A 9,939-nucleotide genomic window follows, 5' to 3' on the forward strand; every position below is an offset into this window, starting at 1 on the left:
ACCTCTTTTCTCTTGGGAAAAGGGGTTTTTTTATTTGAAAAAATAGAGGGGGAGACCCTCGGGAGGAGAAAAGAAAGATGAAAAAAGCGGCATCAATACTCGTATTAATCGCACTACTTTTCAGTTTGGCGGCTTGTCAGCCAAAGGTATCACAGGAGGCGGAAGCAGACGGCGGGGAAGCGACTTCCGATCATCCGTTAGCCAATAAAAAAATCGCCCTTATCATGCAAATCAATCTCGGGACATTTTCCGCTCAATACATTGAAGGGGTCAAGGAACAGGTGGAAAAGTTCGGGGGGAAGGTTCAAGTGTTCACTTCGGAAGGCGATCTCGCCAAAATGTCCTCTAACCTGGACGCGGCCATCAACCAGAAGTTTGATGGGATCCTGATCGACCATGGAACGAAAGAAGCACTGCAATCAGGGGTGGAAAAGGCGAAAGACCAAAATATTCCGGTTGTCGTCTTCGATGCGGACGTGGCATCAAAAGGAGTGACGGTCCTCGAGCAGGGGGACAAACAAATGGCTGAACAAACCTTGACGAAGCTTTCAGATGAGCTTGGCGGCAAAGGTGAAATCGTAAAAATTTGGGTCGCAGGCTTTGCCCCCATGGAAAGACGTCAGGCGGCATACGAAGAATTTTTAAAGGGGAATCCGGATATTAAAGAAGTCGCGGCATTTGGAGCAGCGAGTCAGAATACAGCGCTTGATACACAGGCTCAGATGGAGGCTATCCTGAAACAATATCCAAACAAAGGGGACATCGATGCTGTCTGGGCAGCGTGGGATGAATTTGCGAAAGGTGCCGTCAGGGCAATCGAAGCGGCAGGGAGAGATGAAATCAAGGTATATGGAATCGACATGAGTGACGAGGATCTTCAGATCATTCAAAAAGACGGCAGCCCATGGGTGGCATCGGCAGCGGTAGATCCGAAAGATATCGGCAGGGTCCAGGTCCGCTTCCTTTATCAAAAGCTGAACGGAAAAGAAACGCCTGAAAAAGTGAAATTGGACCCCGTGTTCATTGAAAAAACTGCTTTACCGAAAGAATCGATTACAACGGATCAATTGAGCGAGCATATTGAAGGATGGGGAGCGAGTGAGCAGGGGTATACAGATGAGCTGAAAGAGCTCGAATCTTCGTTCACAAACTAGAAAGGAGCTGGGATCGATGACGTCTCCACTATTGACTATGTCGGGTATTAACAAGAGCTTTTCTGGCGTGAAAGCCTTGAAAAATGCTAGATTCGATGTGCGGGAGGGAGAAGTTCATGCCCTGCTGGGAGCGAACGGGGCAGGGAAAAGCACCCTGATGAAAATTTTATCAGGCGCCTATGTCGGGGACAGTGGAGACATTACCCTTCTCTCTGAGAAAAGAGTCTATGAATCTCCGAAGGAAGCCAAGGAACATGGCATTCACTGTGTCTACCAGGAAGTGGATACTGCTATCGTCCCCGAGCTCTCGGTGGCGGAAAATATCTGCCTGGATCAATTCTCGCAAAAAGGTTCCCTCTTCATCACCCAAAAAAAGCTGAAAAAAGAAGCAGATTCGGCCCTCAAAAAGATCGGGGCCGAATCGATCCCCCTGGATCAGCCCGCCGCTTCGCTAAGTCTGGCTGAAAAGCAGTTGGTCCTTATTGCCCGTAGCCTTCTTCACAAAGCAAAAGTACTGATACTGGATGAACCGACGGCACCACTCAGTTCTTCAGAAACAAAAAGATTATTCCAGGTGATAGACGATTTGAAAGAAGAGGGAGTGGGAATCATCTTCATCTCCCACCGGCTGCCGGAAGTGTTTCAAGTTTCCGACCGCATCACCGTGATGAGAGACGGGGAGACAGTCGGAACGTATGAAACACATCAAACGAACGCCCACGAAATCATAGAGGCCATGCTGGGTGGGGCATTCCAGGCAGATTTCCAGAAGGGCTCCCTTGTGGCAGGTGAAACACTGTATGAGGTGAAGGGGCTGGGCGATGGCCGGAAAGTGAAGGATATTCACTTATCGGTCAAAGAAGGAGAAATAGTCGGGGTGGCAGGCCTTGTCGGCGCTGGGAAAACGGAGCTTGCGAAAGCTTTATTCGGCACCTCGCGCCTTGAAGGAGGAGAGTTCTTCCTCAAAGGGAGAAAGCTCAAGATTCACTCTCCCAAGGACGCGGTTCAAAATGGATTGGCACTCGTTCCCGAAGAGAGGCGGAAAGAGGGGCTGTTCATTCATGAATCCGTTCAGCACAATCTCAGCTTTCCTTCCTTGAAGAAAGTATCCAACGGGTTATGGATCAATAAGAGGAAGGAACGAAAGCTTGCTCAGGAAAAAATCCGCTCCCTGGGAATCAAGACCGCCCATGAGAATGTTCAGGCGAACTTTTTAAGTGGGGGAAATCAGCAGAAGGTGTCCATCGGAAAGTGGCTGACGGATGAGGCTTCGGTATTCTTATTTGATGAACCGACCAAAGGGGTGGATGTGGGGGCGAAAAAGGAAATCTTCTCCCTCATTCAATCCCTCGCCGAAAAAAGGAAGGGTATTCTCTACTTTTCCTGTGAGTTACAAGAAATCCTGGCGATCTCGGACCGGATTCTCGTCATGTATGATGGCCGGATCGTCAAAGAACTAACAAAAGAAGAAGCGACGCAGGAAACCATATTGTTTTATGCTTCAGGAGGGACGGATGTGCATGAAAGGCAAGATACTCGACTTACTATTTAAATACGGTGCCATCGTACTGATGGCGGTAATCCTCCTCTTTTTCAGTTTCTACAATCCCTTCTTCTTTACATATGGGAATCTGTCAGATATCCTGCGGTCGATTTCCATCGTCACGCTGGTAGCCATCGGGGTCACCTTAACCCTCATTGTCGACGGCTTCGATTTGTCTGTCGGATCGACGGTTTCCTTATCCACGGTCGTGACGGCATCGTTGATGGTCTGGTATGAAGCCCCGCTGTGGATCGTCCTTCTCGCTCCATTACTGGTGGGGGCAGGGGTGGGGTTGTTCAACTCCTTACTGATCGTGAAATTCGGTATTCCCGACCTCCTCGCAACATTAGGGGCCATGTACATCATTTCAGGTGTTCACCGTACATATACAGAAGGTTATTCGATTTACAATCACATGCCCATGACAACAGGAGGCACTGCGCCGGGGGAATTCTCCGACACGTTCCTGTGGATCGGTCAGGGTAAATGGCTTGGCCTGCCGGTACCGGTATGGATCATGCTCGTACTGGTCGCGATTGTGTATGTGATCATGCATTTCACCACGTGGGGCCGCATCCTGTATATGACGGGAGGAAATGAAGAAGCCTCACGCTTATCCGGGGTCCGTGTGAAGCGGGTGAAGCTGATTGCCTATGTTTTGTCAGGCATATTCGCATCGATCGGCGGAATCCTGTTCACGGCCCGGGTCGGATCCGGCCAGATGGACGCCGGTGCCCCGCTGCTGATGGAAGCCGTCGCAGCCGTATTTGTCGGCTTTTCCGTCCTCGGTGCCGGAAAGCCCAACATACTCGGAACCTTCTTCGGGGCAGCCCTGATCGGGGTCCTGCTGAATGGATTGACCATGATGAACCTTCCATACTATGCATTTGAAATCATCAAAGGGAGTGTACTGGTATTAGCGTTGGCCGTGACGTATATTCATGCGAAAAAGCGCAAGGGTTGAAAAAAATAAGAGAGGCATCCCGGTCGGATGCCTCTCGATTACTTTCAGGAATTAGTCCTCATACTCCTCCAACATCTCACGGATCACAAACCCCAAGGCGAAATAGAGATAAAGGGCAGCCATGCTTGACGGGAAGCTCACGCGCTCACCGATTTCATCGCCGGGGAGCATCCCTTTGATCACTTTTGTATCCAGATGAATGTCGGCAAGGTCCACAAGACTCTCTTCCCCTTCCACCATGCCGGACACCGCTACAAATGGCACACCGTCGGCAGAAAGCTTCTTCGCGAACGCAACGGCCTCTTCATCAGTCGAATAGCGGGTGACGATCAGCACACGATCCGCTTCAGTCAGTTGGGCGGAAGAATCATATCGTTTGGCTGAAGGAAGCGGCTCGGCACCGGACAGGGCTTCAGCGGTGACGGCTTCCATTTCCCGGTAGCCTTTTATATAGATGCTTCCTTGTCCGATGGCGGCCTGGGCAAGGAGGCGTGCACCGTCCTCGATTTCGAATTCCTGTTTATCATAAATCCGTTTGAACAGTCCCGTTAACTGTGTGGTGAACATTTTGATCATAAAGTTCAATCTCCTTCCATATTCATCTTCGACATTTCTCATCATAACCCTTATTATAAAGGGGAAAAAGGTCTCTAGCAAAATCTTGAGAACAAGCAGGATTTTTTTACAGAAAAAGAGAATAAGTAATAAATATACAATTATTTAACGTCGGAATACATAATTTACTAAAATGTAAAGGGGATTGGGGTATATGAATGAGAAGATTCTGATTGTGGACGATCAATTTGGTATTAGGATTCTATTAAATGAAGTGTTGCAAAAGGAAGGCTACCAAACATTTCAAGCTGCGAACGGCATTCAGGCTCTTGAAATCGTAGATAAGCATTCCCCTGATCTGGTTTTGCTCGATATGAAAATTCCTGGAATGGATGGAATTGAAATCCTGAAGCGGATGAAGCAGAAAGATGCGGATATCCGTGTCATTATCATGACTGCATACGGAGAACTCGACATGATTCAGGAGGCAAAGGACTTGGGAGCGCTTACCCATTTTGCGAAGCCATTTGATATTGACGATATCAGACAGGCCGTCAGACAGTATATTCCAGTATAAGGGATTTATTTGAATAGTGAAAATAGTAGTATTTTTTACATTTTGCCTCTGCAGTTGGTAAAATCAATTCTGTTTTGGTATGATACAAGTGAATTTGTTAACTATGTCACAAGGTGTTATACATAACACCGCCATTTATACCAAAATGGTCGACTGACTGAATAAAAGGAGGAAATAACTATGCCTTTAGTTTCAATGAAAGACATGCTTATTCAAGCAAAAGAAAAAAGCTACGCGGTAGGTCAATTCAACCTGAATAACCTTGAGTTCACTCAAGCGATCCTGCAAGCGGCAGAAGAAGAAAAATCACCTGTCATCCTTGGTGTATCTGAAGGTGCTGCCCGTTACATGAGCGGCTTCAAAACAGTGGTGAAAATGGTTGAAGGTCTTATGGAAGACCTGAACATCACAGTTCCTGTTGCGATCCACTTAGATCACGGTTCAAGCTTTGACAAATGTAAAGAAGCGATCGATGCAGGATTCACTTCTGTCATGATCGATGCTTCTCACGGTCCTTTCGAAGAGAATATTGAAACGACTTCTAAAGTGGTTGAATATGCTCACTCTAAAGGTGTTTCTGTTGAAGCCGAGCTTGGAACAGTCGGTGGACAGGAAGATGACGTAGTGGCTGACGGCGTTATCTATGCAGATCCTAAAGAGTGTCAAGAGATGGTTGAACGTACGGGTATCGATACTCTTGCACCAGCTCTTGGTTCTGTTCACGGTCCTTACAAAGGTGAACCAAACCTAGGATTCAAAGAAATGGAAGAAATTGGTGCAGCGACTGGAGTACCTCTAGTCCTTCACGGTGGTACTGGAATCCCTACAAAAGATATCCAAAAAGCGATTTCTTTCGGAACAGCTAAAATCAACGTCAACACTGAAAACCAAATTGCTTCTGCTAAAGCGGTACGTGAAGTACTTGCAGCAGATACAGAAGTATATGATCCACGTAAATACATGGGACCTGCACGCGAAGCGATCAAAGCAACAGTCGCTGGCAAAATGCGCGAATTCGGTTCTTCTAACCAGGCGTAATAGAAGACAGGTAATGTTTGGAAAGTTCTCCGTGATAGATTACGGGCTTTCCTTATGTGGTAGAAAAAGAATGAAGCTGTAGGATGGGACTGGCACCGGGAGAGGTTTGATACCTTTTGGGTCAGTCCCTTCCGTTCATTAAAAGATGATTGAAAATTTTGTCGAAAATGGGGTAGAGAAAATGAAATTTTTCATAGACACAGCAAACATGAGTGAAATCAAGGAAGCATTTGACTGGGGTATTATTTCAGGAGTGACGACGAATCCGTCCCTTGTAGCAAAAGAGAAGGGCGTCACATTTGAAGACCGATTAAAAGAAATCACGGATCTTGTCCCTGGTTCTGTAAGCGCTGAAGTCATCGCATTGGATGCTGAAGGCATGATTAAAGAGGGAAGGGAGCTTGCGAAGATCGCGCCCAATATTACGGTGAAGCTTCCAATGACGCCGGACGGTCTGACGGCTGCATCCACTTTTGCTAAAGAAGGGATCAAGACCAATGTCACGCTGATTTTCAGTGCGAATCAGGCGCTTTTAGCGGCTCGTGCTGGAGCGACGTATGTTTCGCCTTTTTTAGGAAGATTGGATGATATCGGACATGATGGCCTGGAGCTGGTTTCCCAGATTGCCGAGATCTTTGCGATTCACGGACTGGAAACGGAAATCATCGCGGCTTCCACCCGCCATCCGCAGCATATTACGGAAGCAGCGCTCCGAGGGGCACATATCGCGACCGTCCCTCTTAAAGTGTTGAAGCAATTATTCCAGCATCCCCTGACGGACAAAGGAATCGATGCCTTCTTAAATGACTGGAATAATCGCTGATTTTAGGTCAATCGGTCTAAAGGAAAAAAATCCGATTATCCTATACATGTTTTGACGAATTATGTATACACTAGTAGACAATACTTCTTAGAACGTCTTCTATTGGAAAAATAATCCTTTTTGTTTTAGGTATAGGGAAGCATGCCCTAAATCGATGAACAGTGGAAGGGAGTTTAATATGGAAAAGCTAAAAATTGCAGGAGGTTATCCCCTTGAAGGTACCATTAAAGTCAGTGGGGCCAAAAATAGTGCGGTAGCCTTGATCCCGGCAACCATTCTTGCTGATTCTCCGGTCACAATCGAAGGGTTACCAGATATCTCTGATGTAAGAACGCTGAAAGATCTCTTAGAAGAAATCGGCGGTACCGTCTCATTGGAAGATGGGGATATGAGAGTAGATCCAAGTCAAATGGTGTCCATGCCTTTACCAAGCGGGAAGGTGAAAAAGCTTCGTGCTTCCTATTATCTAATGGGTGCGATGCTCGGACGCTTCAAAAAAGCGGTCATCGGATTACCGGGTGGATGCCACCTCGGTCCACGTCCGATCGATCAACATATCAAAGGGTTCGAAGCACTTGGAGCGGAAGTCACCAACGAACAGGGTGCAATCTATCTCCGTGCCGACGAACTAAAGGGTGCCCGCATCTACCTGGATGTCGTGAGTGTCGGTGCAACAATCAACATCATGCTTGCAGCGGTTCGCGCGAAAGGCAGAACGATCATTGAAAATGCGGCAAAAGAACCTGAAATCATTGACGTCGCCACCTTACTGAGCAATATGGGGGCGAAGATCAAAGGAGCAGGAACAGACGTGATCCGGATCGATGGAGTGGACGAGCTTCACGGCTGCCGTCACACCATCATCCCTGACCGTATCGAAGCGGGGACATTCATGATCCTTGCCGCTGCAGTCGGTAAAGGGGTACTCGTCGACAATGTCATCCCGTTACATATGGAATCGGTCATCGCCAAGCTCCGTGAAATGGGAGTGCCGGTCGAAACGAATGACGATCAGATTTTCATCGGCAGGGCAGACAAACTTAAATCCGTCGATGTGAAAACATTGGTTTATCCAGGATTCCCGACGGATCTTCAGCAGCCGTTCACTACGCTGCTGAATCGTGCAGAAGGCTCTGCCGTCGTAACGGATACCATCTACTCAGCCCGCTTCAAGCATATCGATGAGCTGAGAAGAATGAATGCCACAATCAAAGTCGAAGGACGTTCAGCCATCGTCAACGGTCCCGTCCAACTGCAGGGAGCCAAAGTGAAGGCAAGCGACCTCCGGGCAGGAGCCGCCCTCGTCATCGCAGGCTTAATGGCAGAAGGAATCACCGAAGTCACTGGCCTCGAACACATCGACCGCGGCTACAGCGACCTCGTCGCCAAACTCGAAGGCCTCGGCGCCACCATCTGGCGTGAAAAAATGTCCGCTGAGGAATTGGAGCAGATGAAGTCGTAAGGTGAGATTGAGAGAGTTTCATTTACACTAAACATTGTTGTTGATTGGAACGGAAGGGCGCTCGACTCCTTCGGGAATAGCGGGACAGGTGAGACCCCGCAGGCGAAGCCGAGGAGGCTCACCGCCCGCCCCGAGGAAAGCGAGCGCCCTGGAGTGGAAATCAACCAATTGTCGCTAAATGGAGTTACATTTATCCTGCTTTACCAGAAAATCTCTGGTCTATTCCACCATTATGTCCTACTTTTTTCGAAAAAAAGTCTCTCCGACCGTCTTAATGTGTTACAATAAATCTGTCAATATGTTATACAATTTAAGATTATTGTAAAACAAAAGGGATTACGGGAGGCTATATACATGGAAAGAAGTTTATCAATGGAGCTAGTTCGAGTAACAGAGGGGGCTGCCCTTGCATCGGCCCGCTGGATGGGTCGCGGAAAGAAGGATGAAGCGGATGACGCAGCAACTTCTGCTATGCGCGATGTATTCGATACCGTGCCGATGAAAGGAACGGTCGTCATCGGTGAAGGGGAAATGGATGAAGCTCCAATGCTTTATATTGGTGAAAAATTAGGGACAGGCTACGGTCCGCGCGTCGATGTAGCCGTCGATCCGTTGGAAGGAACGAACATCGTTGCTTCCGGAGGCTGGAATGCACTAGCGGTACTGGCGGTGGCGGACCACGGAAACCTACTGAATGCACCAGATATGTATATGGATAAAATCGCAGTCGGACCGGAAGCGGTCGGGGAAATCGACATCAACGCTTCTGTCATCGATAACTTGAAAGCCGTTGCGAAAGCGAAGAATAAAGATATAGAAGACGTGGTGGCGACAGTCTTGAATCGTCCGCGTCATGAACATATCATCCAACAGTTGAGAGAAGCGGGAGCCCGCATCAAACTGATCAATGATGGAGACGTGGCAGGTGCTATGAACACAGCATTCGATCATACGGGCGTAGATATCCTGTTCGGATCTGGTGGTGCTCCAGAAGGAGTTCTTGCGGCCGTCGCGTTGAAGTGCCTTGGAGGAGAAATCCAAGGGAAGCTTCTTCCTCAAAACGATGCGGAACTTCAGCGCTGTATCAGCATGGGGCTGGATGTGGACAAGATCCTTCGGATGGAAGACCTCGTATGCGGAGACGATGCCATCTTTGCAGCAACAGGTGTAACAGACGGGGAACTGCTAAGAGGTGTTCAGCTCAAAGGGACATACGGCCTGACTCATTCAGTCGTTATGCGTGCGAAGTCCGGTACCGTCCGCTTCATCGATGGACGCCACAGTCTCCAGAAAAAGCCGAACCTGGTCATGAGATAATAGAAACAAGCCATACAGAGAGAGAAACCAACTCCTCTTTCATAAGAGTAACGGATGGGCAGAACACCTGCCCATCCACACTCTTATCACTCACTTTTTTTCTTCCTAGGTGAAAAAATGCTGCCTATCTACCAAATCTACCTTCCTTTTTTTACCCAGTCATTGATTCTTAATGAAAAGTATGGTTACAATAGATAAGGTTTTTATCTTCAGCGTTTTTTCTTTATATATGCTTCAACTATTTCTTCATTTTTAGAAAATCTACCCGATTTTGCCTCTTTACTAAAAGAGAGACAATGACTGTGAGAGAGTATTACATAGTTGATTGGAGCGAAAGGTGCTCGACTCCTGCGGGAAATGCGGGAAAGTACGAAAAGCGGAAGCGGCTCGTTCAGCCCCGACAAGCATAAGATGAATGGGCCTAAGAAGGCGTTCTTTTGCCTTCGTGGACCATTTAACTTATGACCTCGAGGGGCTAGCCGCTGTAGCTGGATCTTGAGACCCCA

The 9,939-nt window shown here is 47.9% G+C and carries 9 protein-coding genes; 8 read left to right on the forward strand and 1 reads right to left on the reverse strand.

The annotated features are described in order from the left end of the window. Positions 1–77: 77 nt before the first annotated feature. From BVI01S_RS15810 to BVI01S_RS15820, 3 genes are read left to right on the forward strand one after another with little or no spacing between them, the layout of a single operon-like run. Positions 78–1,154 carry a sugar ABC transporter substrate-binding protein gene (locus BVI01S_RS15810; protein WP_061810873.1) on the forward strand — a complete coding sequence of 359 codons (1,077 nt, stop codon included), beginning with the start codon at positions 78–80 and terminating at the stop codon, positions 1,152–1,154. A 16-nt stretch (positions 1,155–1,170) separates the two neighbouring features. Next, positions 1,171–2,706, forward strand: coding sequence for a sugar ABC transporter ATP-binding protein (locus BVI01S_RS15815; RefSeq protein ID WP_061810874.1), 1,536 nt, complete (start codon positions 1,171–1,173; stop codon positions 2,704–2,706). Continuing rightward, entirely contained in the window at positions 2,675–3,661 is a 987-nt protein-coding gene (locus tag BVI01S_RS15820) for an ABC transporter permease (protein ID WP_061810875.1), read from the forward strand. Before BVI01S_RS15815 ends, BVI01S_RS15820 begins: the two co-directional genes overlap by 32 nt. A 51-nt stretch (positions 3,662–3,712) precedes the next feature. Here the strand turns inward: BVI01S_RS15820 and BVI01S_RS15825 are convergent, their stop codons facing one another. Continuing rightward, positions 3,713–4,237, reverse strand: a complete 525-nt coding sequence (locus BVI01S_RS15825) for a DUF2529 domain-containing protein (RefSeq protein WP_061810876.1) — start codon at positions 4,235–4,237, stop codon at positions 3,713–3,715. Positions 4,238–4,430: 193 nt separating this feature from the next. On the opposite strand from BVI01S_RS15825, the gene BVI01S_RS15830 reads away from it, so the two are divergent. The 5 genes from BVI01S_RS15830 to glpX all read left to right on the forward strand — a co-directional run bounded on the left by BVI01S_RS15830 (position 4,431) and on the right by glpX (position 9,433). Next, the gene (locus BVI01S_RS15830) at positions 4,431–4,793 is read left to right on the forward strand and encodes a response regulator (protein WP_034765110.1); all 363 of its coding nucleotides are present in this window, start codon (positions 4,431–4,433) and stop codon (positions 4,791–4,793) included. 180 nt (positions 4,794–4,973) lie between these two features. Next, a complete protein-coding gene (fdaB, locus tag BVI01S_RS15835) occupies positions 4,974–5,831 on the forward strand; it encodes a class IIb fructose-bisphosphate aldolase FdaB (protein ID WP_061810877.1) in 858 nt (285 codons plus the stop codon). A 181-nt stretch (positions 5,832–6,012) separates the two neighbouring features. Continuing rightward, positions 6,013–6,654: a fructose-6-phosphate aldolase gene (gene fsa, locus BVI01S_RS15840; protein ID WP_034765115.1), complete on the forward strand. Its 642-nt coding sequence runs from the start codon at positions 6,013–6,015 to the stop codon at positions 6,652–6,654. Between the two features lie 178 nt (positions 6,655–6,832). Beyond that, positions 6,833–8,116 (forward strand): UDP-N-acetylglucosamine 1-carboxyvinyltransferase, encoded by a 1,284-nt coding sequence (gene murA, locus BVI01S_RS15845; protein ID WP_034765118.1) that lies wholly within the window; start codon positions 6,833–6,835, stop codon positions 8,114–8,116. Between the two features lie 354 nt (positions 8,117–8,470). After that, entirely contained in the window at positions 8,471–9,433 is a 963-nt protein-coding gene (gene glpX / locus BVI01S_RS15850) for a class II fructose-bisphosphatase (protein ID WP_034765120.1), read from the forward strand. Positions 9,434–9,939 lie beyond the last annotated feature (506 nt).

The sequence above is a fragment of the Rossellomorea vietnamensis NBRC 101237 genome (assembly GCF_001591825.1).
Taxonomy (GTDB): domain Bacteria; phylum Bacillota; class Bacilli; order Bacillales; family Bacillaceae_B; genus Rossellomorea; species Rossellomorea vietnamensis.

Bases quoted from the DNA above. Each gene is read 5' to 3' on its own strand.
- fdaB (WP_061810877.1), top strand. From the start codon at position 4,974: ATGCCTTTAGTTTCAATGAAAGACATGCTTATTCAAGCAAAAGAAAAA.
- BVI01S_RS15815 (WP_061810874.1), top strand. From the start codon at position 1,171: ATGACGTCTCCACTATTGACTATGTCGGGTATTAACAAGAGCTTTTCT.
- BVI01S_RS15830 (WP_034765110.1), top strand. From the start codon at position 4,431: ATGAATGAGAAGATTCTGATTGTGGACGATCAATTTGGTATTAGGATT.
- fsa (WP_034765115.1), top strand. From the start codon at position 6,013: ATGAAATTTTTCATAGACACAGCAAACATGAGTGAAATCAAGGAAGCA.
- glpX (WP_034765120.1), top strand. From the start codon at position 8,471: ATGGAAAGAAGTTTATCAATGGAGCTAGTTCGAGTAACAGAGGGGGCT.
- BVI01S_RS15810 (WP_061810873.1), top strand. From the start codon at position 78: ATGAAAAAAGCGGCATCAATACTCGTATTAATCGCACTACTTTTCAGT.
- BVI01S_RS15820 (WP_061810875.1), top strand. From the start codon at position 2,675: ATGAAAGGCAAGATACTCGACTTACTATTTAAATACGGTGCCATCGTA.
- BVI01S_RS15825 (WP_061810876.1), bottom strand. From the start codon at position 4,237: ATGATCAAAATGTTCACCACACAGTTAACGGGACTGTTCAAACGGATT.
- murA (WP_034765118.1), top strand. From the start codon at position 6,833: ATGGAAAAGCTAAAAATTGCAGGAGGTTATCCCCTTGAAGGTACCATT.